Source organism: Lysobacter sp. DMC104 (genome assembly GCF_056313665.1).
Genome location: NZ_JBQUZW010000005.1, coordinates 1 through 25,644 on the forward strand (window position 1 = coordinate 1; position 25,644 = coordinate 25,644).

Annotated in this window: 16 protein-coding genes; 6 read left to right on the forward strand and 10 right to left on the reverse strand. The window is 69.4% G+C overall.

Annotation, left to right across the window (positions count from 1 at the left end; all coding sequences use genetic code 11):
- Positions 1 to 55: 55 nt before the first annotated feature.
- The 9 genes from ACT53R_RS08160 to ACT53R_RS08200 form a co-directional block, all read right to left on the reverse strand.
- Positions 56 to 1,264 carry a hypothetical protein gene (locus tag ACT53R_RS08160; RefSeq protein ID WP_476171364.1) on the reverse strand — a complete coding sequence of 403 codons (1,209 nt, stop codon included), beginning with the start codon at positions 1,262 to 1,264 and terminating at the stop codon, positions 56 to 58.
- An 8-nt stretch (positions 1,265 to 1,272) separates the two neighbouring features.
- Positions 1,273 to 1,560 carry an RHS repeat domain-containing protein gene (locus ACT53R_RS08165; protein WP_476171365.1) on the reverse strand — a complete coding sequence of 96 codons (288 nt, stop codon included), beginning with the start codon at positions 1,558 to 1,560 and terminating at the stop codon, positions 1,273 to 1,275.
- Positions 1,561 to 1,770: 210 nt separating this feature from the next.
- Complete coding sequence (locus tag ACT53R_RS08170; protein ID WP_476171366.1) at positions 1,771 to 3,690, reverse strand: DUF6531 domain-containing protein; 1,920 nt, start codon at positions 3,688 to 3,690, stop codon at positions 1,771 to 1,773.
- A 148-nt stretch (positions 3,691 to 3,838) separates the two neighbouring features.
- Positions 3,839 to 4,495 carry a GTP cyclohydrolase I FolE gene (gene folE, locus ACT53R_RS08175; RefSeq protein ID WP_476171367.1) on the reverse strand — a complete coding sequence of 219 codons (657 nt, stop codon included), beginning with the start codon at positions 4,493 to 4,495 and terminating at the stop codon, positions 3,839 to 3,841.
- An 85-nt stretch (positions 4,496 to 4,580) separates the two neighbouring features.
- Positions 4,581 to 6,455, reverse strand: a complete 1,875-nt coding sequence (recD, locus tag ACT53R_RS08180) for an exodeoxyribonuclease V subunit alpha (protein WP_476171368.1) — start codon at positions 6,453 to 6,455, stop codon at positions 4,581 to 4,583.
- Positions 6,452 to 9,838, reverse strand: coding sequence for a UvrD-helicase domain-containing protein (locus tag ACT53R_RS08185; protein WP_476171369.1), 3,387 nt, complete (start codon positions 9,836 to 9,838; stop codon positions 6,452 to 6,454). The genes recD and ACT53R_RS08185 overlap by 4 nt, the downstream gene beginning before the upstream one ends.
- Positions 9,835 to 13,185, reverse strand: coding sequence for an exodeoxyribonuclease V subunit gamma (recC, locus tag ACT53R_RS08190; protein ID WP_476171370.1), 3,351 nt, complete (start codon positions 13,183 to 13,185; stop codon positions 9,835 to 9,837). Before recC ends, ACT53R_RS08185 begins: the two co-directional genes overlap by 4 nt.
- A gap of 59 nt (positions 13,186 to 13,244) precedes the next feature.
- Complete coding sequence (locus ACT53R_RS08195) at positions 13,245 to 13,763, reverse strand: DUF1993 domain-containing protein (RefSeq protein ID WP_476171371.1); 519 nt, start codon at positions 13,761 to 13,763, stop codon at positions 13,245 to 13,247.
- 177 nt (positions 13,764 to 13,940) lie between these two features.
- On the reverse strand, positions 13,941 to 20,873 hold the full coding sequence (locus ACT53R_RS08200) for a putative Ig domain-containing protein (RefSeq protein ID WP_476171372.1): 6,933 nt from the start codon (positions 20,871 to 20,873) through the stop codon (positions 13,941 to 13,943).
- 284 nt (positions 20,874 to 21,157) lie between these two features.
- Here ACT53R_RS08200 and ACT53R_RS08205 point away from each other — a divergent pair, with 284 nt between their 5' ends.
- The 4 genes from ACT53R_RS08205 (at position 21,158) to ACT53R_RS08220 (ending at position 23,514) form a co-directional block, all read left to right on the forward strand.
- Complete coding sequence (locus tag ACT53R_RS08205; RefSeq protein WP_476171373.1) at positions 21,158 to 21,706, forward strand: phage tail protein; 549 nt, start codon at positions 21,158 to 21,160, stop codon at positions 21,704 to 21,706.
- Between the two features lie 76 nt (positions 21,707 to 21,782).
- Positions 21,783 to 22,319 carry a phage tail protein gene (locus tag ACT53R_RS08210; protein WP_476171374.1) on the forward strand — a complete coding sequence of 179 codons (537 nt, stop codon included), beginning with the start codon at positions 21,783 to 21,785 and terminating at the stop codon, positions 22,317 to 22,319.
- 84 nt (positions 22,320 to 22,403) lie between these two features.
- Positions 22,404 to 22,946, forward strand: coding sequence for a phage tail protein (locus ACT53R_RS08215; RefSeq protein ID WP_476171375.1), 543 nt, complete (start codon positions 22,404 to 22,406; stop codon positions 22,944 to 22,946).
- A 58-nt stretch (positions 22,947 to 23,004) separates the two neighbouring features.
- Positions 23,005 to 23,514 (forward strand): N-acetyltransferase family protein, encoded by a 510-nt coding sequence (locus ACT53R_RS08220; protein ID WP_476171376.1) that lies wholly within the window; start codon positions 23,005 to 23,007, stop codon positions 23,512 to 23,514.
- 42 nt (positions 23,515 to 23,556) lie between these two features.
- On the opposite strand, the gene ACT53R_RS08225 is transcribed toward ACT53R_RS08220, so the two are convergent.
- Positions 23,557 to 23,847: a DUF6916 family protein gene (locus tag ACT53R_RS08225; protein WP_476171377.1), complete on the reverse strand. Its 291-nt coding sequence runs from the start codon at positions 23,845 to 23,847 to the stop codon at positions 23,557 to 23,559.
- Between the two features lie 241 nt (positions 23,848 to 24,088).
- Here ACT53R_RS08225 and ACT53R_RS08230 point away from each other — a divergent pair, with 241 nt between their 5' ends.
- Together ACT53R_RS08230 and ACT53R_RS08235 are read left to right on the forward strand one after the other, a co-directional pair.
- The gene (locus ACT53R_RS08230) at positions 24,089 to 24,874 is read left to right on the forward strand and encodes an ABC transporter ATP-binding protein (protein WP_476171378.1); all 786 of its coding nucleotides are present in this window, start codon (positions 24,089 to 24,091) and stop codon (positions 24,872 to 24,874) included.
- Entirely contained in the window at positions 24,874 to 25,626 is a 753-nt protein-coding gene (locus ACT53R_RS08235) for an MlaE family lipid ABC transporter permease subunit (RefSeq protein ID WP_476171379.1), read from the forward strand. Before ACT53R_RS08230 ends, ACT53R_RS08235 begins: the two co-directional genes overlap by 1 nt.
- The last annotated feature ends 18 nt before the right edge of the window (positions 25,627 to 25,644 follow it).

Consider the following 25,644-nt stretch of genomic DNA (forward strand, 5'->3'; position numbering starts at 1 on the left):
TTCTTCATGAGTTCTCCTTGGTCTGTCGAGGGTAGAGAACTCACCTCCCGGGCGGCTACATGATTCGTCTCAGGTCAGTGTTGCCATTGAAATCGTAGGCGCGGGTATTGGTGCCGACCTGGCTCAGGCGATGGCTCGTGCCCGGATAGGTGTAGGTCGTCGTACTCGGCACCGTGGTGCTGGTCCGGTTGCCGGTCTTGTCGTAGGTGTAACCCTGCAATACGGACAGCGTGCTGCCATCCTGCGTCTGCGTGAGGCGATCGAGACCATCGTAGCCGTAGATGCGCTGCGGCGGCTCGGACTGATTGCCGTCACGCAGTTTCTTCAAGTTGCCGACCTCGTCAAACTCATAGCCGACGCTAAGGCCACCGGTCGTCGTGTCCTGCACGATGCCCGGCTGGTAGTTCTGGTTGAGCGTGCGGCTGAGCAGGCGCCCGCTGCTGCTGCCATAACGCCAGGACGACGCCGGGCCGAACGCGTAATAGCCCACGTTCGTCACCAGCGCCTGCCGCGTACCCGTGGACGTCTTGGCGCCGATCTCGGACACCCGGCCCTGAGTGTCGTAGGTGTAATCGACGACGGCACCGTCCGGGTAGATGGTACTGGTCAACTGGCCGGCTGCATTCCACGTGTAACGCAGCGTGAGCGTCCGCAGACCAGTCGCCTGCACCTTGCGCACGACGTGGCCGAAGCGGTCATAGCAGTACACCGTGCTACCGCTGCCGTCCACCATCTTCGCCAAGCGACCGGTGGTGAAGGTCTCGCCGGTCAAGCAGTCAGCCTGTGCGGTGTCCCAGGTGTAGGTGACGTTGAGCGTGGAAGCCGTCGGATAACTGATCCCGGTCAGCCTGTTCAGCGCGTCGTACGTGTAGTTCGCGACCTTGCTGCGCGCATCGGTCCGGCTGGCGAGGTTGCCGGCACTGTCATAGGTGTAACTCGCACTGCCCGTATCCGGACTGACCAACGTCTTGAGATCGCCGAAAGCATTGTACGTGTAGGTCGTATCCAGCAGTTTCGGATCCTTCACCTGCACGACATTGTCCAAGGCATCGTACGTGTACTTGGTTTCCGCCGCGATGCCGCCCATGTCACGCAAGATGCGACTCAAGCGATTGAGTGGATCGTAGTTTTCGTCGGTGACGCGAGTCAGCGCATCCGTCGTCTGGTCGGGATTGCCGTTGTCGTCATAAGTGAATCCCGTGCTGTGGTTGTAGGCATCCTTGACTGCCTGCAATTGGCCCAGCGTGTTGAAGGTACGCGACAAGCTACGCGTCAAGGCCCCACGCCCGGACCGTAGGTGTCTTCCTGGATCCGGTTTCCTGCGACATCGAGGGTATAGACGATGCTGTTGCCGGCATTGTCGCTGATGCCCGTGAGCCGCTGCGCGGCATCATAGGTGTAGTCCGTGTAGCCGCCATCCGGCTGCACGACACGGGACACCAGATCCGACGACGAGTATTCGATGCGGGTGATCAGATCATCGGCTTCGACAACGTCGTCCGCACCGCGCACCTTGCGGGCCGTCAAACGCCCACGTGCGTTGTACTCAAGATCGGTCACGACGCCATTGGCATCCTGGATCCGGGCCGGGCGACCAGCACTATCGTAGGCAAGGAACTCAGTGACCTACCCCACCGCGTTTATCACCTTCCACAAGTCACCCTTCCGTGACGGGCACCTGATGGCGCCCAGAGTGCAAGAGGGCGCGTCGTCTTGGTAATAAGTGAAAGTGGTGACGTCGCTGACATCGGTACGCGAAGCATCGATCGACTACAGTAGTCCGACCTGCGGGCAGATACCTGCCGTGACATCCGCAGACTCGCAGTAAGTGTATGCCCTGATCCTCGTCTCGCCACTCGGCACATCCTTTACCTGCACGGAAATCAGCTGAAAACGAGCATTTCGATTGATGCGAACTTCGCGCTTGTCCCGCTTGACGAAAAGCACCCTGTCCGTCGCGAGAGACGTACGGATTTCGGTGTCCCGTTGCTCAGGCAGACCGACTGCCTCGCGGATGGTGTGGATCGACACCTGTTCTCCGCTGGCACTGTCCAGCGTCTCTGAATACGTGTGCTTGGTCGAGACGCCATTGCGATCGACATAAGTATCCAGCCGGCGCCTGAAGTCGACTGCCGTGGCGTAGTGCGTGCTGCTTTCCGTCTTGCCGCCGAAGGCGGTCGAGCTCAGCTGACGATAGGCGACGCCAGCACCATCCGATGTGATGCCATAGGTGGTTTGCAGCGCGGCGCCTTGACCAGCCTGTTCGGTAACGACGGCGCCACCCGTGGCCGGATACGTGAAATTGCGCGTCAAGACATTTCCCGCGAGTGCACTTGACGCAACGCGGCCGCGCGAATCGTAGCCATAGGTGCTGTAACGCGTGCCCGCGACGCTTACACCCGTGAGATGCCTGGGAAAGCGTGCATCCTCGTAATGGTACTGGCGCGTGTTGCCATCGGCGAAAGTCACGATATCGAGCATGCCCCCGCTGGTGTACGCATAACTGACGAGCGTCTGGCCATCGATGAGGATACTGGAGATATGCGGATCCAGTGACACGTTGGGGTCGACGTAGCGGAATTCGAGCTTGCGCCCGCTGGAATGCGTGATGGACAGGAGGCGGTACGCATTGTCGTAGACATACACCAACGACGTGCCGTCTTCAAAACGTTTCTCCGTGAGTCGTCCTTTGGTATCGAACACGGAAATGCTGTCCTGCGCAGACAACGTCCACGGGCCGCTGCCGGTCAGACGCTGCCCACTGCCATCGTTCGCCTCCCAGTAGCCCGTGAATGCCTTCAGGCCGATCTCGCCACCGTCGCCACGCACGAACCCTTTGGGAACACCGGCGTTGATCGAGAGTCGCTCGGCCAGGCTGTGGCTCCAGCCGCGTCCGAATGCACCGAAGCCCGTGGCAGTTCCTGACTGGTAAAGCCGAGAGAATTGCAGCCAGCCAAGATTGAAATCCGCAGGCTCGGGCTGATACTTCTCGCCATTCGCGACATCCACCGGATTCTTGACTTTCGTGCAACCGGACGTGCATGCCACCGGCTTGGATGCGATCGTCTGTGTTGCGCCTCCACCGCACACCGCTTCGGCCGAATTCCAGGACAAACTCGCCGGACATGTCGCTTGTCTGTTCCGGAACATCGTCGTCCCACTCGGGGAATAGGAGCACCCGCTATATGTTGCGGAGTACAACCTGTTTTCCTGAGTGGAAGGACCGTTGGTCAAACCTGATTGCCGCACCCACTCGCCATTGGCCACAACCGTGACTGAGGAACAACCACGCTGGTTACTCAGCGCCTGATAGTAGACCTTGAGTGCATCATAGGCCTCCTGCTCCGTCGTATAGACGGTTGCGCCTCCTTGGTTCGTATACTCCCAGAGTGTTTCCGAAGTCGGAGCCGCTCCTCGCCAATAGTGATAGAGGGTCTGCCCTTCGCGTACCTCAATCCATTTGAGGTATCGATATGCTGGGTAGTTGGTAAGCAGCTCCGCTTCAGCGTCTGCCTGTGTGCCGTAGGCCATGGACGCATATGTCCAGCTTCTGGCGCTTTCTTGGGCAGATGCGATTCTTGGCAGCATGAGCACCATGAAAAACGACAGTCCCCACGCAACGCTCAAGCACCATGCGTTGCGATCAGTAAGACCAGAACGGACCGCGCTCCATTCCTTGATATTCGGCACGAGGAACTCCAAGCCAATGCCTGGGAACACTCCCGCAAGAAAGTACGGCACCGCATCACGGGATGAGACAAAAAATCATCCATGAGCCCACGCAACCTATCTCACCCAGTCCGGATCGTCAACGGACAGCAATGCCTAGCAAACCCTCTCACCTTCCGCCGCGCACCCGGATCAGTTCCAGGAACTCGCTGCGGGTGCGCGCGTCGTCGCGGAAGGTGCCGAGCATCTTCGAGGTGACCATGCTGACGCCGCGCTTGTGGATGCCGCGGGTGGTCATGCATTCGTGGGCGGCTTCGATGACGACGCCGACACCGCGCGGTTGCAGGGTCATCTGGATGCAGCGCGCGATCTGCGCGGTCATCTTTTCCTGCACCTGGAAGCGGCGGGCGTAGGCTTCGACCACGCGGGCGAGTTTGCTGATGCCGACGACGCGACCGCTCGGCAGGTAGCCGACATGCGCACGGCCGACGATCGGCGCCATGTGGTGTTCGCAGTGGCTCTCGAATTCGATGTCGCGCAGCACGACCATCTCGTCGTAACCCTCGACTTCCTCGAACGTGCGCTTGAGGTATTCCTCGGGGTCCATGGCGTAGCCGCTGAACCAGTCGGAATACGCCTTCGCCACGCGCTTGGGCGTGTCGAGCAGGCCTTCGCGGGTCGGGTCGTCGCCGGCCCAGCGCAGCAGCGTGCGCACGGCCTCCTCGGCCTGCACGCGGCTCACGCCATGACGTTCGTCCGCAGCGGTCGCGGCGGTGTCCTGCGGCTGTCCGTCGTGGGATTCGTCGTGGGAATCATGCGCGCACATGGCAAGGGTCTCCGGCGGGGGACGGGCATGGTAGCGCGATCCCGCGACGGCCGCGCAGTGCCGGACCGTGCACGATCGCAACGCCTCATTCCACGGGGCGCGTGCTTGCCTGCAAACGTGCGGCGAGCCCGGAATCGCGCCAGGTGCGGCGGCCGATGCTGCGCCGCAGGATGTCCGGCGACGCCCACAGCACCACGCGCTCGCGGGCGCGCGTCAGGGCCGTGTAAAGCAGTTCGCGCGAGAGCACGCGGGCATCGACATCGGGCAGGATCAGCGCGATGCGCGCGAACTCCGACCCCTGCGCCTTGTGCACGGTGGTCGCCCACGCGGACGCATGGGCGGGCAGCTGCGCGGGACGCCACGCGCGCAGGCCGTTCGCGGTGTCGAACCACACCGCGATCTCGCCCTGCGCATCGCGCCAGGCCACGCCGAGGTCGCCGTTGAACAGGCCATGGCGTTCGCTGTTGGCCGACATCGCAAGCAGGCGTCCGTGGAAGTACGGCGTGCGCCCGCCGAGTTCGGTCGCGCACCACGCGTTCCAGTATTCGGCGCCGAACGGGCCGCGACGCAGCGCGGTCAGCAGGCGCAGCGTGGTCGCGCGCTGCAGCGCCTGCGCCGGATCGTCGGCATCGCGCACGGCCATGAAGGCGGGCAGCGCCTCGCGACGCAGCGTGTCGGCGAGTGCGAGCGTGTCGCCCTGGTGCCAATCGAGCGAGGCTTCCTCGCTGTCGAGCACCGCGAGCGCAGTGTCGGCATCGCCGCGCTGCACCGCGTCGGCGAGTGCACGCAGCCCTGCCGCGCCCGCCTGACGCCAGCCGCGCACGAGCTGCACGCGTGCACCGGCCAGCGGCGCAACCGCAGATGTCGTCGGCACGTCCGTGCCGAGCAACGCGGATGCGAACGCCGCATCACGCGGCGGGAATGCGAGGCCACCGCCTGCGGCGACGCACAAACCGCCGAGTACGTCGCCGGCCTCGACCGCGGGCAACTGGTCGGGATCGCCGAGCAGCACGAGCGTCGCATCTTCGGGCACGGCATCGACCAGCTTCGCCATCAGCGGCAAATCGATCATCGACGCTTCGTCGACGACGACGAGATCGGCCGGCAGCGGATGGCGCGCATCGTGGCGGAAACCGACGCGGCCGGGTCGCGCACCCAGCAGGCGATGCAGCGTGAGCGCGCGTCGCGGCACGGCGTCGGCGAGCGCGGCGTCGAGACGGCCGGCGTCGACATCCGCGCGCAGCACCGCATCGATGGCCTCGCCCAGCCGCGCGGCGGCGCGGCCCGTGGGCGCAGCGAGTGCGATGCGCGGTGCGGGCGCGCCACGCAGGCGCGCGTCCGCGAGCCGCAGCGCAAGCAGGCGCGCGACCGTCGTCGTCTTGCCCGTACCGGGACCACCGGTGATCAGCAGCAGGCGGCGGCGCAGGGCGATGGCGGCGGCGAGTGCCTGGCGATCCGGCACGTCGTCATCGACGGCCCCCGGGAACAGCGCGCGCAGCGTGGCCACGAGCGCTGGCGGCGCCGCGTCGTCGCTCGTCGCGTTCGCACGCTGCGCCAGACGGTCCGCCAGTTGCTGCTCGTAGCGGGCATACCGACGCAGCGCGACGCGGCCATGCGTGAACGACAGCAAGGTGCCGCGCTCGTCGTCGGCCTCTCCGTCGTGGTCGACGGCGACCTGTGGCGAGGCATGCAGCGCCTCGGCCCACGCGGCGGTGTCCGGCAACGTCGCCTGCGCGTCGAGCGCCACCAGCAGCGCGCCGGCATCCGCCAGCGCGAAACTGCTGTGGCCCAGCGCGATCGCGCGCATCGCCAGCGCGCCGGCGAGTGCGACCGGCGTCGACGCATGCAGGCGTTCGCGCAGCAGCGCGGCGAACGCAGCGTCGACCGTGCGCAGCGCGCCCTCGGCCTGCAGATGGCGCAACGCGCGCGCGGCGATGGCGTCACGATCGTCGGCGGTCATCGCGGCGCCTCCATGACGTCGCCATCGAACAGCACACCGTCGAACAGCATGTCGAGCGCCGCGAGCAGCGCCGGCGACACCGGATCGACATGCACGCCGCGTCGTGACGACATGCCGTCGCCGTCGTCGTGCGGATCGATGCCGCGCAGGAACAGGTAGACCGCGCCGCCGATCATCGTCGCGTCGTCGAAACGTTCGCCGTGCCGCAGGCGCAGCCAGCGCCGCAGCGCGACGAGGTAGATCAGGTATTGCAGGTCGTAATCGCGCACGCGCACCGCATGGCGCAGCGACTCCGGCGCGTAGCCGGGCAGGCGGTTGGTCTTGTAGTCGAGCACCCAGTGGCGGCCGTCGGCATCGCGGTAGACGAGGTCGATGAAGCCCTGCATCAGGCCTTCCAGCGTCATCGGCAGCGGCCGCTGCGCACGCGGATAGCCGTGCGTGTCGAGCAGCGCGGCGATGGCCTCGATCCGCGTCGCATGCAGGCGGAAGTGGAACGGCATCTCGCGCACCTGTCGCGTGGCGGGCAGGTCGCACAGGCGCACGCCGCCGGGCAGCGCGACGTTCACTGCCCGCGACACCAGTCGCGCGGTCTGTGCGAGGTGCGACGCGGTCGCCGCGAGCCCCTGCCGCAGCAGCGCATCGGCGACGAGCGTGCGCTGCGTCGACGGCACGTCGTCACCGGCGAAGAGCAGGCCCTCCACGGCGGCATCGCGCCGCCACGCCGCCATGTCCGCGCCTTCCAGCACATCGTGCACGGCGTTGCCGAAGCCGGTGCCGCCGAGCGCATCGACCTCGGCCTCTTCCTCGACGACGGCGCCCGCTTCGTCGATCGCACCGCGGGGCGCGGCCTCGTCGGCGCTGCGCGCATGCAGCGAGGAGAAGCTGTGCAGGCGCGGCGCATCGGCGAACGTGCGCCGCGCGATGCGAACGCGCGCATCCGCGTCGATGACCATATCGTTCGCGACCTGCCCGGCATCACGCGCGGCGTCCGGATCGAACGGCCGCACAACGACGCTGCCGCCCGATACCGCGGCCAGCGCATCCAGCCGCGCGCGCATCGTCGCGTGATCCAGCGCCGTCTTGCCCGTCACCGGCGCGCCATCGTGCAGCAGGTAATGCAGCGCCGTCTTGTCGGTACCGGCGTTGCGGCTCCACACGACATGCAGCGCGTGCTTCGCGCGGGTCAGCGCGACGTAGAGATGTCGCTGCGCTTCCGCCCGTTCCTCGCGATCGACTTCGGTGTCGATCGCGTCGGCGTCGACGGGTTCCAGCACGCCCTTCGCCCGCCATGCGCGTGCAGGTTGGCCACCGGCATCATGGAAATCATCGTACGACAGTCCGCGCGTGCCGCCGCTGCCCTGCCACGCGAGGAACGGCAGCACGACGACGCCGTACTCCAGGCCCTTGCTCTTGTGGATGGTCGCGATCTGCACCAGCCCCTGGTCGGATTCGAGCCGCAACTGGCGCGCTTCGTCCTTCGCCGCCAGCGTGCGATGGCGCGCGAACCAGCGCAGTTGTTCGGCCGGGCCGTGGCGATGCGCGGATTCGGCCTGCAGCAGTTCGGCGAGATGCAGGGCATCGGTGAGCCGCCGCGTACCGCCGACTTCGCCCAGCCAGCGCGGCGCGGCATCGACGATGAAGGGCAACAGCGCCGGCAGCGGCCCGCGCAGGCGCCAGCGTTCGACCGCGGCGGCAAACTGCGCCGCGATGGTTTCGGCGGTCGCGTCGTCGGCATCGAGCGTCGCGATGCGCGCGGCATCCCAGCCGAGCAGCCGCGTCGCCAGCGCCGCGCGCAGGCGCCCGCCGTCGGCAGGTTCGGCCAGCGCCGCGAGCAGCGCGTGCAGGTCTTCGGCCGCTTCGCCGGCGAAGACGCCGGTGTTCGCGATCGCCGCCGCGCCGATGCCGGCCCGCGCCAGTGCCGCACGCATCAGCGCGACCTGGTCGTTGGTCTGCACCAGTACCGCGATGTCGGCCGGACGCAGCGCGCGCATGCCGTCGCCGTCGCGCAGCCTGCCGCTGCGCAGCAGGTCGGCGATCGTCTGCACGGCGGCATCCGCCATCAGCGCGAATTCCTCGTCCTTGCCGCGCACGCCCTTGCGCAGCGCGCTGCTGGGATGCGCCTTCGGATCCTGCGGCGCCGCTGGCAGCCAGTGCACCGTCATCGCCGGCGACGCTGCGTCGCCAGACAGCAGGTCGCCGTCGCGCGCCGAACCTTGCGGACGCAACGGAAGGTACTTGATCGCATCGATCACGAACGGCAAATCATGCGCACCGAACACGGTGTCGATCGCGCGCAGCACACCGGGCGCGGAGCGGTAGTTCGCGTCAAGCGTCGCCACTGCCGGGACATCCTGCACGGTCGTTTCGACGAAGCGGCGCGCCTGCAGGTACGTGCCGGGATCGCCGCCGCGGAAGCGATAGATCGCCTGCTTGGGATCGCCGATCAGGCACAGCCAGCGCTGCTCGGGATCGCCGGCTTCGTACAGCGCACGGAAGATGTCCCACTGGCGCGGATCGGTATCCTGGAACTCGTCGATCAGCATCAGCGGCCAGCGCTCGGCCAGCGCGGCGGCGAACGCCGGCTGCTGCGTCGCGCGCCACAGCTTTTCGATCAGCTGGTCCTGCGTGCACGCGCCACGCTGCGCCATCGAGGCCTCGAAGCGCGTGATCGCCGCGTCGCGCAGTGCGTGCAGTGCAGCCGCAGCCGGCGATTCCTCGCGCTTCGGATGCATCGCGCGCAGCGGATCGCACAGCTTCGGCAGATCGGCGACCAATGCATCCGGCGTGCCCCACAGCGCGGCGAGCAGGCCGTGGACATCGGCACCGCTGAACGCCGCGTCGTCCGCGTTGGCGGCGATGCGCCACAGATCGGTGGCGACGGCATCCCACACGTCGACGGCGTCGTCGACCACCTCCAGTTCGCCGAGCAGTCCCGCGCGGAAGCCGAACTCGCGCAGCGCGCGATGGCAGAAGCCGTGGATGGTCGCGACCGCGGCCTCGTCGAGCTGCAGCAGCGCGGCCTCGATCCGCTGCCGCACCAGCGCGTCGCCGTCGCGCGCGATCGCCGCGCGCAGCACTTCGGCCGCGATCGCGGCTTCGCCGTCGGCGATGACGTCGTCCGTCTCCGGCGACCACGTGTCGAGCAGCCGCTTCGCGATGCGCAGGCGCTTGCGCAGGCGCAGCCGCAGTTCCTGCGTCGCGGCACGGGTGAAGGTGACGACCAGCACGCGCGACAATGACGCGCCGCGTTCGAGCACCAGCCGCAGCACCAGCGTGGCGAGGGTGAAGGTCTTGCCGGTGCCGGCGCCGGCCTCGATCAGCCGCGCGCCGTGCAGCGGCAGGGTCAGGCCGACATCGACCGGGGCGTCGTCGCGCGCGGTCACGTGGATGGCTCCCGCGCGTCGAACACCTGCGTCGCGATCGTGCGGAAACGGCGACCGATCGCATCGTCGAGCGCATCATCCAAAGCAGCACCCAGCAGCCCGTGCGGGCGGAACGCGAGCCGCAGCCAGCGATCCTCGCGTTCGCCGTCGTACTGGTGCGGCGCGTAGGCGGCCCATGCCGCCTTCCATGCCGCGGAGGCATCGGCCTTCGCATGCCACGCCGCGGCGTAGGCGTACGCCGATTTCGGCGCGAACGGCAGCGGCATCGCCTGCCCTTCGCGCCACAGCGCGAGCAGCGCATCGAGCGCCGCGCGTGCAGCGTCGCGATCGAAACCGGCGTACACGATCTCGACCGTCGTGCCGGCCTTGGTGTCGTAGCCGATCAGATGCGTGCGCGCGGCCTCGCCCAGCATCGAGGCGAGCAGCAGATGATCGATGCGCGCACGCAGCCGGCGCTTGCCGTCGGGCCTGCCGGCCGCGAGCACGACACGCGCGCCGTCGTGCACGTCATCGAAGCGGAAGGCGATGCCGCCCGTGCCGCTGCCATCATCGGCAATCACGTTCGGCATGGCCTCACCGGTCACGGCCGCGCGCGCCACGCGCAGGCGCTGCGCCGCGTCGTGCGCCGCGTGCGCGAGCGCGTCCCCGTCGCGTCCCGGCGCGATCACGCCGCGTGCACGCAGGTGGCGCACGGAGGCGAGCGGATCGTCGGCCTCGATGCCGTCGTCGTCGAGCAGGCCCGCGATCGCCGCATGCCGCAGCAGGCCGTTCTCGCCCTGCGGCTCGCGATCGACGTCGCCGGCATCGTCCGCGGGCAGGCGCAGGCCGAGGCGTTCGCGCAGCCAGTGCTTCGCGGGATTGGCGAAGAAGGCTTGCATCGCATCGCGATCGGGCGGCGCCGCGTCGTCGTCGGCCGGCGGCAGCGGCGCAGCGGCAAATGCGGGCTCGGTGACGAGGCCGGTCGCCGTCGTCGGCAGCTTCCATTCGCCGCGGTACGAGAACCGGCGCGGATCGTCGGCGCCGAACGCGCGCGGCGAGAACGGTTGCAGCGGATGGTCGATGCACAGGCGTTCGCGCGCGGCCTCGCCGTGCATGCGTTCGACCGCGTCGAGCAGTTCGCCGATCACCGGCGACGGCTCGCGCACGCTGCCGTCGCGCGCGTCGCGGCCGCCGTAGCTCAGGTGCAGCACGTCGCCGGCCGCGCAGACCAGTTGCAGGAACAGGAAGCGGTCGTCGTCGCGCACCGAGCGGTCGCCGAGCTTGCGCGGCGCGCGCCCCTGGATCGCGTCGACCAGGCGGTTCACGTCGTCGGCAGGCTCGCGGCGCGGATACGCGTCGGCATCGAGGCCGAGCAGGCACAGCACGCGGAACGGCACCGTGCGCAGCGGCACCATGCCGGCGAAGGTCACGCCGCCGGACAGCCACGGGCGATGCGCGGACGGCTGCGCCAGCGCGTCGCGCAGTGCGCGGCGCACGAGCGCGGCGGGCAGCGGGCCGGCATCGGCAGCCGCGTGCGCGAAGTCGTCCAGTGTCTCCAGCAACAGCCGGCGCGCCTGCGCCTCGGACTCGTCCAGCGGCACCGGCGCGAGCAGCACCGCGAGCGTGTCGGCGAGCCGCTGCCGCCACTCGCCGGCCGGATGCGGCGCGCGCATCCACGCCGACAGCGTGCGGACTTCGGCGTAGGCACGCAGCGCGCGATCGAGCGCTTCGGCGTCGGCGCCTTCGAGTTCCGGATGCGGTGCGATGCCACCGTCGAAGGTCGTTTCAATGTCGCCGGCATCGCCCGCGGCGTAACCCGCGAGCAAGCGATCGAAGCCGAAGTCGAAACTGTACTCGCGCCAGCGGCCGACGCCCGCGCGTTCGCGTGCGGCGGCATCCTCGCCCCAGCGGATGCCCGCGGCTTCGATCCAGTCGTCGATGCGCTGCCGCTGCGCGGCGTCCAGCGACAGCGCGTGCGCGATCGACGGCAGCGCGAGCAGGTCGCGGAATGCGCCGGCCGTCAGCGGCGCATCGGCCAGCGCGATCAGGTCCGGCAGCAGCGACGCCAGCGCGTGCGTCTGCGCCTGTGGCCGGTCGGCCAGCGAATACGGGATGTAGCGCGGATCGTCGGAGGACAGGCCACCGAACACCGCGCGCGCCAGCGGCAGGTAATCGGCGATGTCGGGCGCGAGCACCGCGATCTGGTGCGGTTGCAGCGGCGGATCGAAGCGGTCGTCGTCGAGCAGCGCGCGCAGGCGGTCGTGCAGCACCTCGACTTCGCGCAGCTTCGAGTGGCAGGCGTGGACCTGCAGCGACACGTCGTCGGCATCGAACGCGGACGGCAGCGGCGGCGCACGGTCAAGCACGTCCTGCTGCAGCCGGTGCAGCACGCTGTCGCGACCGGGCGGCACGAACAGTTCGAGCTCGCGCTCGGGCAGCACGATGTCGTAGGAAAACAGCTGCGCAAGGATCTCGCGGCCGCCCGCGCCCCACGCCGTGAGCAGCGGATTGTCGCGATCCGCCTCGGCCAGCGCCGCGGGCAACGCACCGATGCCGTCGCGGCGCAGGCGCTCGCGCAGCGATTCGACGTCGCCCCAGTATTCGGCGGACGGCGTGGGCAGGTGGAAATCGACGTCGATCCACTGTCCGGCGACGGCGAGCATGTGCAGCACGTCGGGCGAAACGTGCAGCGTGCCGAATGCGGCGAGGCGCGGCGGCAGGCCCGGCGGCGGCGCGCCGGCGAAAGTCGATGCATCGCGATCGAACCGCGTCAGCCAGTCGCCGAGCAGCGCGGCACGGTGCGGCACGTCGGGCGCGCCGCGCACCAGCGCGCGCCACAGCTGCGCCTGCCAATCGTCGCGGCTGTCGGGCGCGTCGCGCTCCCAGGCTTCGAGCCAGTCGCGGCGATAGGCCTGGTAGCGGTCGAACGCGCCGGCCAGCGCGTCGGCCAGCGCATCACGCGCCAACGCGCGCGCGGTCGCGTCGGCGCCCTCGCCCGCGGCGCGACGCAGGTGCCGGCGCACCGGCGACGGCAGATGCGCGGGATCGCCATCGAGCAGCGCGTACAGCCGCCAGCGCAGGCGCGCGCGCTCCCACGGCGACGCTTCGGGCAGCGCGGGTCGCGCGGCGCGCAGCAGCCGCCAGACGAATTCCGACGGCGTGCACAGATCGAGGTTGGCGGCGATGCCGAAGCGTTCGGCCAGCGTCTGCAGCAGCCAGTGACGCAGCGTCGGTTGCGGGATCAGCACCACGTCGGGCGCCAGCGAGTCGGGGTCCGCGGGCGTCGCCAGCCGCGCGCCGAGATGCGCCGCCAGCCGGTCGAGCCGGTTGCCGGAGATGAGTCGGAAATGCGCGGACGCGGTCGGCATCGCACCATGATGCCGGAGACGCCGCGCGGGCGTCTCCGGCACGGCGCGACGATCGCGGCTCAGCCCTGGCCTGCGGGACCGAGGTAGTCGGCCTTGCCCAGCGGCACGCCGGCGTGGCGCAGCAGGCCGTAGGCGGTGGTGCAGTGGAAGTGCACGTTCGCCAGCACCCAGCCGAAGACGTACTGGCGGCCGGTGAAATGCAGGTCGCCGCGGCTGCGCGTGGACACGACGATCGCGCGCGATTCGGCGCCGTCGAAGGCGGCCGCGGGCACGGAGGCGATGTAGTCGATCGCGCGCGTCAGGCGGGCGTCGAGTTCCTCGAAGGTGGTCTCGTTGTCCTCGAATTTCGGCGCCTCGCCGCCGCTGAGGCGGCCGACGGCGTTCTTGGCCATGTCGGTGGCGATCTGCACCTGGCGGGTCAGCGGAAACATGTCCGGCGCCAGGCGCATGCCGAGCAGCACGGCAGGATCCCAGCCCTGCGCCTCGGCGTGGGCATGGCCCTTGCGCAGCACATGGCGGAGCTGTTCGAGGGCATGGCGGAGGGCGGGGACGGCGTCTTCGGCGATCGAGAAGGACATCGGGATTCCGGGTGTCGGGGGAAGAGCGCGGAGTCTATGCCCCGTCGCGCCCGCGGGCAGCCGCCGCCGGCGCACCACTGCGTCGCCGCCACGGAATGGCGATGCGGCGGCGCAAAAAAAGCGCCGCTGCGTGAGCAGCGGCGCTTGGGTGTCACGTGGATCGGAGGCGGGCTCCGATCAGAACTTCCGGTCGACGTTGACCTGGATGCCCTGGTCCTTGTCGTCGCTGCCCACCATGCCGCGGTAATCGAAGCGGAACGACCAGTCGTTGTCCAGATCGAACATCAGGCCGAACCCGAACAGCAGGCGGGTGCGGTCGAACTCGCTCAGGCCGGCACGGTAGAACGGTCCCAGCGGCAGGTCGGCGTAACGCATGGTCTGCGCGCTGCCGGCCTTGAAGTCGTGCTGGTACTCGACCATGAACTTCGGCACGAGCATGCCCCACGACATCTGGCGGTGGTAATCGACCCGCAGGCCGGCGCTGCCGGTGTCGGTGTCGACGTCCATGCTGTCGTAGCTCAGCGCGAAGATCGGGTCGCCGTGCTCGGTGTAGCGGTCGAGCTGCGCACGGGCCACGTCGCCGCGCAGGTACGGCGAGAACCGCCATGCGCCGTTCTCGAAGTCCGCGCCCACCGACACCGAACCGAACCACTGCGAACCATCGCGGGTGGCGCGGACGAAGCCGCCGTTCGCCGTCACGTAGCGGCGCAGGTCGTAGCTCAGCGTCTGGTAGCCGAACAGGCCGTCGACGAAGAACCGGTTACCCGGGCTGTAGCTGCCGTACAGGGCGAACGTGTAGGCGTTGCCGTCGTTGCGCGAGCCGTTGTCGCCGATGTCGCTGCTGTCGCGGCCATAGCCGAGGCCGCCGCCGAACGCGAAGACGTCGTTGACGCGGTAATCCAGGCCGAGGCTGACGCCGTCGGTCTCGAAGTCCACGCCCGCGCTGCCGCCGCGACCGTCGTGGTTGCCCGAACGGACCGAACCCGCGGCCCAGGCACCGAACGGGCTGCCGTTGCCGCTGCCGTTCGCGGCGTTGCCGGTCATGCCGCTACCCGACAGGCCGTTGCCGGCCGCACCGCCGTTGCCGCCGATGCCGTTGCGCGCACAGGTGCGATCCGGGATCTGGCCCACGACCTCCGGACAGTACGGCGTGGTCACCGCCGAGATGCCGTTGTCGAAGTGCGCGCCGTCGCCACCACCGCCGTGCAGGCGCTGCATGCGCTGCTGGAAGTTGTCGACCTGCGAGCTGGCGAAGCGACGGGTCGCATCCGCCTGCGATTCCAGCAGGCCGCGGACTTCCGGATCACGCGACGGATCCGGGCGCTGCACGATGTTCAACGAGTAGGCGCGGGTGCCCTGGAAGCCGAGGTTGTCGGTCGCGCGCACCGTGAAGGCGAACGTGCCGGACACCGTCGGCGTGCCGCTCAGCACGCCGGCGCTGCTCAGGGTCACGCCCGCCGGCAGCGCACCCACGCTCACCGCGAAGGTGTACGGCGCGGTGCCGCCGGTGGCGGTCAGCGTCTGGTTGTACGGCACCGAGAACACGCCGGCCGGCAGCGTCGCCGGGTTGATCGTGATCGTCGGTGCCGACAGCGCCAGGGTGTAGGCGTTCGTCACCGTCGCCGCGGTCCCGGTGGTGCTGTCGGTCGCGCGGATGCTGAAGGTGAAGTTGCCCGCCACCGTCGGCGTGCCGCTCAGCGCGCCGGTCGCGGTGTTCAGCGTCAGGCCCGCCGGCAGCGCACCGGACGCCAGCGCGTAGGTGTACGGCGCGATGCCGTTGCTCGCGGTGAACGTCTGCGTGTACGCCGTGCCCGCCGTGCCGCCCGGCAGCGCACCCGCCGCGGGCGTCAGCGTGAGCGTCGGCACCGCGATGGTCAGCGTGTAGTTGTTGGTGACGGTGGCCGCGGTGCCACCGGTGCTGTCGGTGACCGTCACGCTGAGGTTGAACGTGCCCGACTGCGTCGGCGTGCCGCTGAAGGTGCGGGTGCCGGCGTTGAAGGTCAGGCCGGTCGGCAGCGTGCCCGTCTGGGTGACGGTGTACGGCGCGATGCCGCCCGAGATCGTCAGCGCCTGCGAGTACGCCGTGCCGGCGGTACCGGCCGGCAGCGTCGCCGGGGTCAGCGTCAGGGTCGGCACCGCCACCACGACGGTGTAGGCGCGGCTGGCGCTCTGGCCGAAGACGTCGGTCGCGGTCACGGTGAAGTTGAACGTGCCCGAGGCCGTGGTCGTGCCCGAGAGCGCACCGGCCGACGTCAGCGTCGTGCCCGTCGGCAGGCTGCCGGCGGTGACGCTGAAGGCGTACGGGGCCACGCCGCCGGTCGCGGTCAGCGTCTGGCTGTAGGCCAGGCCGGCCGTGGTGTTCGGCAGCGTCGCCGGGGCGATCGCGATGACCGGCGCCGGCACGTCCAGCGTGTAGTTCTGCGCGATCGAGAACGGCGCGCCCGTGCCCGTCAGCACCGTGTCGGTGGCGGTGACGGTGATCGGGTAGCTGCCCGGCACCGTCGGCGTGCCCGACAGCGTGTTGCCCGCGAACGTCACGCCGGCCGGCAGGACGCCGGTCAGGACGTAGCTGTACGGACCCGGGCTGCCGCCGGCGGTGAACGTCTGCGAGTACGCGGCGCCGTAGGTGGCGTTGAGCGTGCCCGCGGCCGGGGTCATCGTCAGCACCGGCGCGGCGATGGTCACCGTGTAGGCGCGGCTGCCGGTCTGGCCGAAGTTGTCGGTCGCGGTGACGGTGAAGTTGAACGTGCCGACCTGGAACGAGGTGCCCGAAAGCGCGCCGCTGCTGGACAGGGTGATGCCGCTCGGCAGGGCGCCGGCGGTGATCGCGACGGTGTACGGCGCGACGCCGCCGGTCACGGTCACGGTCTGGACGTAGGCACTGCCCGCCACCGGGTTGGGCAGCGTGGCCGGGTTCACGACGATCGTCGGCGCCGGCACGTCGAGCGTGTAGTTGTTGGCGACCGTGAACGGCGCACCCGCACCGGTCAGGACGGTGTCGGTGGCGGTGACGGTGATCGGATAGCTGCCCGGCACCGTCGGCGTGCCGCTGATCGTGTTGCCGCTGAAGGTGAGGCCGGCCGGCAGCGTGCCGGTGAGGGCGTAGCTGAAGGTGTTGGAGCCACCCGAGGCCGTGAACGCCTGCGAGTACGCGGCACCGTAGGGCGCGGTCAGCGTGCCCGCGGCAGGCGTCATGGTCAGCGTCGGCGCGGCGATCGTCACCGTGTAGGCACGGCTGCCGGTCTGGCCGAAGTTGTCGGTCGCGGTGATGGTGAAGTTGTACGTGCCGACGGCGTTGCTGGTACCGGACAGCGTGCCGCCCGAGGCCAGCGTGATGCCGGCCGGCAGCGCGCCCGCGGTCACCGCGAAGGTGTACGGCGCGGCACCGCCGGTCGCGGTGACCGTCTGGCTGTAGGCGGTCGCGGCGACCGGGTTGGGCAGCGTCGCCGGGTTCACGGTGATCGTCGGCGCGGCCACGTCGATCGTGTAGTTGCGCGCGACGGTGAACGGCGAACCAGTGCCGGTGGAGCCGGTGTCGGTGGCGGTGATGGTGATCGGGTAGCTGCCCGGGACGGTCGGCGTGCCCGAGATCGTGTTGCCGCTCAGGCTGAGGCCGGCCGGCAGCGCGCCGGTCACGGCGTAGCTGTACGGACCGACGCCACCGCTGGCGGTGAAGGCCTGCGAGTAGGCCACCGCATACGGCGCGGTCAGCGTGCCCGCGGCCGGCGTCATCGTCAGCGCGGGCGCGGCGACCGTGAGCGTGAACGCCTGGCCGACGGTGTACGGGCCGTTGCCCGTGCTGGTGTCGGTGGCGGACACGTTGAGGTTGAACGAGCCGGCCTGCGTCGGCGTGCCGGAGATCGTCACCGTGTTCGCGGTGGTGCCGGTGATGGACAGGCCGGCCGGCAGGTTGGTGACCTGGTAGCCCGACCACGGCTGCGCGCCGCCGTTGAACGTGAAGGTCTGGGTGTACGGCGTCGCGACGGTGGCAGCAAAGCCACCCGACGGGGTGATGGTGATCACCGGGTCATTGACCGTGATGGTCACGGTGGCCGGCGCGGAAGTGCCGCCGCTGTTGGTCGCGCTGTAGGTGAAGCTGTCCGGACCGGCATAGCCTGGATCCGGCTGGTAGGTGATCGTCGTGCCGCTGGCGATCACCGTGCCGTGCAGCGACGGCACGACTTCGGAGACCGTGACCGCGGCACCGCCGGTGATGTTCAGCGGGACGTTGGTCGCCGGGGCGTTGTACGCGACGGTCAGCGACACCGGATTGGCGATCGGCGGGTTGTCGATCACGGTGATCGTGTGCGCGCGGCTGCCTGTGTACGGGCCGGTGCCGGTGCTGCTGTCGGTCGCGGTCACCGTGAAGTTGAAGGTGCCCAGCGCCGACGGCGTGCCGGTGATGGCGCCGGTGGCCGGATTCAGGGTCAGGCCGCCCGGCAGCGCGCCGGCAGTGACGGCATAGGCATACGGCGCAGTGCCGCCCGAGGCCGGGCCGGTGTTGCCGGTGTAGGCCGAGCCGAGCACGCCGCCCGGCAGCACGACCGCCGGCAGGGTGATGGTCGGCGGGGCGATGGTCAGCGTGTACGCCTGGGTGCCGTTGAACGGACCCGGGAACGGACTGCTGTCGGTCGCGGTGACCGTGAAGTTGAACGTGCCGCCCGCGGTCGGGGTGCCGCTGAGCACACCGGCCGACGACAGGGTCAGGCCGGCCGGCAGCGCGCCGGCGGTGACCGCGAAGCTGTACGGGCCGACACCGCCGCTGGCGGTGAGCGTCTGGCTGTAGGCCGTGGCGATCGCGCCGTTGGGCACCGTCGCCGGGCTCACCGTGACCGGCACGTCATCGTTGCTGATGGTGCCGACGCCCTGGTTGTCGCTGATCGTCGCGTTGGTCGCGCCGCTCAGGTTGACGAAGAAGGTCTCGTTCGCCTCGGGCACGGTCTCGCCGATCACCGGCACCGTGATGGTGCGGGTGGTCTGGCCCGGGGTGAAGGTCAGCGTGCCCGAGGTGCTGGTGTAGTCGGCCGGCTGCGTCGCGGTGCCGTCGGCGGTGGCGTAGTTGACGGTGACCGTCTGGCCGCTGGCGGCGCTGAGGGTCACGGTGAACACCGCATTGGTCGTGCCGCTGTTGCCTTCGACCACGGTGACGTCGTCGATCGCCAGGCTCGGCAGCGGGTCGTCGTTCGAGATCGTGCCCACGCCCTGGCCGTCGACGACGACCGCGTTCGTCACGCCGGTGACGTTGACGAAGAAGGTCTCGGTCGGCTCGTTGAGCAGGTCGCCGTTGACCAGCACCGTGAAGGTGTAGGTGCTGCTGCCCGCCGGGATGGTCTGGCCGGTGAGCGACTGCGCGACGTAGTCCACGCCCGCGGTGGCGGTGCCGTTGGCGGTGGCGATGTTGAAGGTGACGCCGCCGGGGCCGGCCGGCGCGCTCAGGCTGACCGTGAACACGGCATTGGTGATGCCGCTGTTGCCTTCGGTGACGGTGACGTCGTTGATCACCAGGTTCGGCAGGTCGTCGTTGAGGATCGTGCCGGTGGCGCTGTTCGGCACGCCGACGGTGTAGCCGGTGCCGGCAGCCAGCGTCAGGGTGACGGTCTCGTCGGCTTCGATCGTCGCGTCGGCGGTCGGGTTGACCGTGACCGTGCCGGTGGTGTTGCCGGCCGGGATGACCAGCGGCGAGGCGATCGTGGCGTAGTCGGTGCCGTTGGCGGCGGTGCCGCCGATGGTGTAGTTCACCGAGATGGCGCCGAACGCGGCCTGGTTCAGGGTGAAGGTATAGATGAGGTTCGGCGCACCGTCTTCGGCAACCGCGGCCGGCGAGACCGAGACGGTCACCGACGGCACGTCATCGTTGAGGATGGTGCCCGTGGCCGAGGCCGGGACGCCGACGGTGTATCCGGTGCCGGCGGCGACGGTCAGGGTGACGGTTTCGTCGGGCTCGACGGTGCCGTCGACGTTCGGATTGATGACGATCGTGGCCGTGGTCGCGCCGGCCGGGATGGTCACGGTCGCGACGTTGCCGCTGTAGTCGGTGCCCGCGGTGGCGGTGCCCGTGGTGGTGATGTTGACCACCGTCGGCGAAGTCAGGTTGAGGCTGCGGGTGACGGTGTAGGTGAGGTTGGTCGCACCGTCCTCGCTGACGGACGCCGGCGACACCGCGATGCTGACGCTCGGCGGCGGGCTGACGACCAGCGTGTAGTTCTCGACCTCGAAGTAGCTGCCCGGGCCGGTGCTCGAATCGGTGACGCGGATGGTGACCGGATAGTTGCCGGCCGCCGCGGTGGTGGTGCCGCTGACCACGCCGGCCGGGGAAATCGTGATGCCCGCCGGCAGCGTGCCGGTCTCGAGCGCGTAGGTATGCGGGGCGACGCCGCCGGTGGTGGACAGGGTCTGCGAGAACGGGGCGCTCTGGATGGCGGTGCCGCTGGGCGTGGTCAGGGTCAGGGTCGGGTTCTGGACCGTGCCGGTATAGCCCTTGTCGGTGAACTGCGCGGTGGGCGCCGTGGCATCGGTCGAGCGGACGGTGAAGGCGTAACCGCCGCGCTGGGTCGGGGTACCGCTGAGCACGCCACCGCTGGTCAGCGAGAGGCCGACCGGCAGGACACCGCTCTGCAACGTATAGCTGTAAGGCGCGAGACCACCCGCGGAGGTCAGCGTCTGCGAGAACGCAGTGCCGGCTGTCATCGTCGGCAGCGAAGCCGGCGTCACCGTGATCGGCGAAGTCGGCGCCGTGATCGTGATGTTGAAGACAACGTCGTTGTTGTCATTGTCCTGGAACGTGAAGGTGTCACTGGTCGCCGAATCGCCGCCGTGGGCGTACGTGACGAATTGGGTCCCGCCACTGTTCGCACCGATGGTCGCGGTGCCATGTGCCGTCGTCAGCGGACTGGTGCCGCTGAGCCCGCCGTCGAAAGGGCCGTCGCAGGTGCTGACGTTGATGTTGACGGTGCCGCCGTTCGCGACCGTGGCCGTCAGGGGCGCGGGGCAATAGATCGAAACGGCGGCACTGGCCAGCGTGGGCCACAGCGCGGCGAGCGCCAACAGGACGGAGGCCAGACCGGCACGGGCCGAACGGCCCCGACCTTTCGCGAAGAGCGACGTGAGCATATGCATTTCCCTGTTCCCCTGTGGTTCGTCCCTGCGGGACGGCCCTGCGATTTCTCGGCCCGCCGTACTGACAACGGCCAACGGGCCACGCATCGGCCATGGCCTTCGAGTGCCCGGACGAACCCGCATTGGAACAGGATCGGCAGAAGAGGGGAAGTCCCGTTAGAAAGGTTCAATCGCCCGCATACGCCCCCGTAGGGCTCTTGTGGGGGGCCGTGGGCTGGTTCAGAGTAGCCGCGCACACCGCATGAGGCGGTGCGCCACACCCAAGGGGGATCCACACGATGAGCGAATTCTTCATCGGCCAGATCATGATGGCCGGCTTCAATTTCGCACCGAAGTTCTGGGCGCTGAGCAACGGCCAGTTGCTGCCGATCAATCAGAACCAGGCCCTGTTCTCGCTGCTGGGGACGCAGTACGGGGGCAACGGCACCACCAACTTCGCGCTGCCGGACCTGCGCAGCCGCACGCCGATCGGCTACGCCTCCTCCGTCGACCCGAGCTGGCAACCGCCGGCGGTGCAGATCGGCCAGTCGGCCGGTGTCGAGAACGTGACCCTGCTGAGCACCAACCTGCCGGCGCACACGCACGCGGTGAATGCCTCGACCACCAACGGCGACAACCGCATCCCTGCCGGCCGTGTCTTCGCCACGAGCAACAACAGCAGCGGCAGCGCGGTCTCCATCTATGCGGCCTCCAATGGCCCGCTGGTTCCCCTGAACCCCGCGACGGTCACACCGGCCGGCGGCAATCAACCGCACCCGAACATCCAGCCCTACAGCGTCATCAACTTCTGCATCGCGCTGAGCGGCATCTACCCGTCGCGCAACTGAGCCGCGGCCACTCGACAAGGACCCACGGACCCACGCGCCGGACCACCGCGCGGACGTCCTTCATTCGGAGCACATCATGAGCACTCCCTACATCGGCGAAATCCGCATGTTCGCTTTCGGCGTCCGCGGCGCCCCGAACTACTGGCAGGCCTGCGACGGCAGCCTGCTGCCGATCTCGCAGTACGACGCACTGTTCGCGCTGATCGGCACCACCTATGGCGGCGACGGCCAGACCACCTTCGCCGTGCCCGACCTGCGCGGCCGCGTGCCGATCCACCAGGGCCAGGGCCCGGGCCTGAGCAACTACGTCATCGGCCAGCGTGCCGGCACCGAAACGGTGACCGTGCTGCCGACCCAGATGCCGGCGCACACGCACACCATGGTGGCGACCACCGCCGCCTCGACCGCCATCACCCCGGGCAACACCCTGCTTCCGGGCACGGTCAGCGGCGACACCTTCTACGTCAACACCATCACCGGCAACACGGCGGCCGCCATGTCGGCACAAATGCTGACGCAAGCGGGTGGCAGCCAGCCGCACGAGAACTGCATGCCTACGCTGACGGTGCAGTACTGCATCGCCACCCAGGGCATCTTCCCGTCGCAGGCCTGATCCCGACGCCGACCCCCATTCCCTCGCGCCACGCAGGCGCGGCCGCCGCCTTCCGGCGCGGCACCTCATCGGAGGAACCAGCTCATGACACAACCCTTCATCGGCGAAATCCAGCTGTTCGGCTTCAACTTCAACCCGCGCGGCTGGGCGTTCGCGAACGGCGCCACCCTGCCGATCTCGCAGAACACCGCGCTGTTCTCGCTCATCGGCGTCATCTACGGCGGCAACGGCCAGACCACGTTCCAGCTGCCCAACTTCGCCGGCCGCGCCGGCTGCGAGCAGGGCAACGGACCGGGCCTCAGTCCGCGCTCGCTGGGCGAAGCGTTCGGCGTCAACACGGTGACGCTGACCAGCACGCAGATCCCGCAGCACAACCACGGGGTGAATGCGTATTCGCAGACCGCCAGCGGAAGCGGAAGCCACGCACCGGTCGCCAACGGCGGCCTCTCGTTCCTCGCCACCAGCACCAGCTCGAAGACCTACATCGCGACGCCGCTGAACACGCAGATGGCGCCGAACATGGTCAGTTCGAGCCAGGGCGGCGGTTTCCCGCACGAGAACCAGCAGCCGTACCTCGGCGTGAACTTCTGCATCGCGCTGCAGGGCCTCTATCCGTCCTTCCCGTGACGTGATGGCCGCTGCGCCCGCACGGTTGGCGCCGTTCCCCGCGGAACGGCCCGACCGCATGACGACACCCGCGCTCCTCGCCGAGCGCGGGTTTTCGTTGCGCTGGCTGCACGACGACGACCTGCCCTGGCTGCGCGACCTCTACGCCAGCACCCGCGCCGAGGAAATGGCACCGGTACCGTGGCCGGCGCCCGCCAAGCGGCAGTTCCTGGACCAGCAGTTCGCGCTGCAGCACCAGCATTACCTCGCCCACTACGGCGACACCGATTTCCTCGCGCTCGAACGCGCCGGCCAGCCGGTCGGGCGCTATTACCTCCAGCGCACGGCGCCGGACCACCTGATCGTCGACATCTGCCTGTTCCCGGCCGTGCGCGGGCAGGGCGTCGGCGAAGCGCTGATCCGCGCCAGCCAAGGCGCCGCCGCCGCGATCGGGCGCGGCATGCACCTGCATGTGGAAGGCCACAATCCCGGCGCGCGCCGGCTCTACGAGCGGCTGGGCTTCGTCGTCACCGGGCCCGCGTTCCGCGGCACCCACTGGCCGATGCGCTGGGCGCCACCGGCCGCCTGACCCGGCATTGCGGTGCCGGCACGGCCCCCGGACGGGCCGGCCTCAGTTGAAGACGGCCTGGTACAGGAAGCCGGCCCGCTCCTGCGCCACCGGCACCAGGAAGATGCCGACATCGCCGACGCGCGGGTGGTGCATCGTGTAGATCTGCTGCGGGAACAGGATCGGGGCGGTGTTGCGGAACAGCAGCGAGAACGGCGCGCGCGCCGGGTTCTTCGCGTGGTCGGCGATCGGCCGGGCCTCGACCAGCACGAACTCGACCGACATGTCGTTGAGATCGGCCGAGAACGTCTCGTTCACGCAACCGGCGAAGTGTTCCAGCGTCAACAGCTCCATGGATCCCGGCCCCCTGCGGCCCTGCGCTGCGCGCTCCGCAGCGCCGCCATCCTCGCCGCTGGCGCCGACCGGCACAAGCCGCGGGACGCCGCGTTCCCGCCCCGGCGCAGACAACGGCGCCGCCGGCATGGACAATGACCGCCCCCGAACGGTCCCGTATGGCCGGCGGCTCCCGTCCGATTCAGGCGGGGGCGGCCATCCTGAACGGGTTTTGCGCCCGCCCCCTTTCCCTGCAAACCCGATGACCACCGCTCCCGCCGCTGTCCAGGTGTCCGGCCTCCGCCTCGATCGCGGAACGCGCACCATCCTGCGCGACATCGACCTGCGCGTGCCGCGGGGGAGCATCACCGCGATTCTCGGCCCGTCCGGCTGCGGCAAGTCGACCCTGCTGTCGGCCCTGACCGGCGAACTGGCCCCGGCCGCGGGCACGGTCGAAGTGCTGGGCCGCCCGGTGCCGCAGCGCAAGCGCGAGCTGCTGGAACTGCGCAAGGGCATCGGCGTGCTGCTGCAGGGCAACGGCCTGCTGACCGATCTCACGGCCGCCGAGAACGTCGCCCTGCCGCTGCGCACCCACACCGACCTGCCGGCCGACGTGATCGCCCGCCTGGTCGAGATGAAGCTGCACGCGGTCGGCCTGCGCGCCGCCGCCGACCTCTATCCCCGCGAACTCTCCGGCGGCATGGCGCGCCGGGTCGCGCTGGCCCGCGCGCTGGCGCTGGACCCGCCGCTGATGCTGTACGACGAACCGCTGACCGGCCTCGACCCCATCGCCAGCGGCGTGATCATGAGCCTGATCGCCCGGCTCAACGCCAGCCTGGGGCTGACCAGCCTGATCGTGACCCACCACGTGCACGAGACCCTGCCGATCGCCGACCGCGCCGTGGTCGTGGCCAACGGCGGCATCGTCTTCGACGGCACCCCGGCCGAACTGGAAGGCAGCGCCGATCCCCTCGTGCGCCAGTTCCTGCGTGGCGAACCCGACGGCCCGATCCCCTTCGACGCGGTCCGCCGCACGGAGGCCGCGTGATGGCCTTCGCCGAGACCGTCCGCAGCCTGGGTCGCGCCGGCCTGTTCTCGCTGGCCGTGTTCCGCGCCAGCCGACCGGGCACCCGCGACTTCTGGCAGGAGCTCACCCGCGAGATCTACAAGATCGGGGCGCGCAGCCTGCCGATCATCGCCGTCGGCGGCGCGTTCGTGGGCCTGTCGATCACGCTGCTGGGCTACCGCGCGCTGCAGACCTACGGCGCCGCCAACCAGATCAGCGCACTGATCGGCCTGGGCATGTACCGCGAACTGGCGCCGGTGCTGACCGCACTGCTGTTCGTCGGCCGCGCAGGCAGCTCGATCGCCGCCGAACTCGGGCTGATGCGCGCCACCGACCAGATCACCGCGCTCGGGCTGATGGCGATCGACCCGGTCGGCAAGGCGGTCGCGCCGCGCTTCTGGGCCGCGGTGATCACCGTGCCGCTGCTCACCGCGATCTTCTGCAGCCTCGCGATCTGCGCCAGCTGGTTCCAGGGCGTGCAGGTGCTGGGCATCGACAACGGCGCGTTCTGGCAGGTGATGAAGGACGCCGTGGATTTCCACGAGGACTTCCTGCCGGCGTTCCTGAAGTCCGCCGTGTTCGGCGGCACCGCGGCACTGGTCGCCTCGTACGTGGGCTTCCATGCCGAACCCACGATCGAAGGCACCTCGGTCGCCACCACCCGCGCCGTGGTCAACGCCTCGCTGCTGGTGCTGATGTTCAACTTCGTGCTGTCCGCCTTCCTCTTCCGCTGACATTCCCGCCGACCAGAT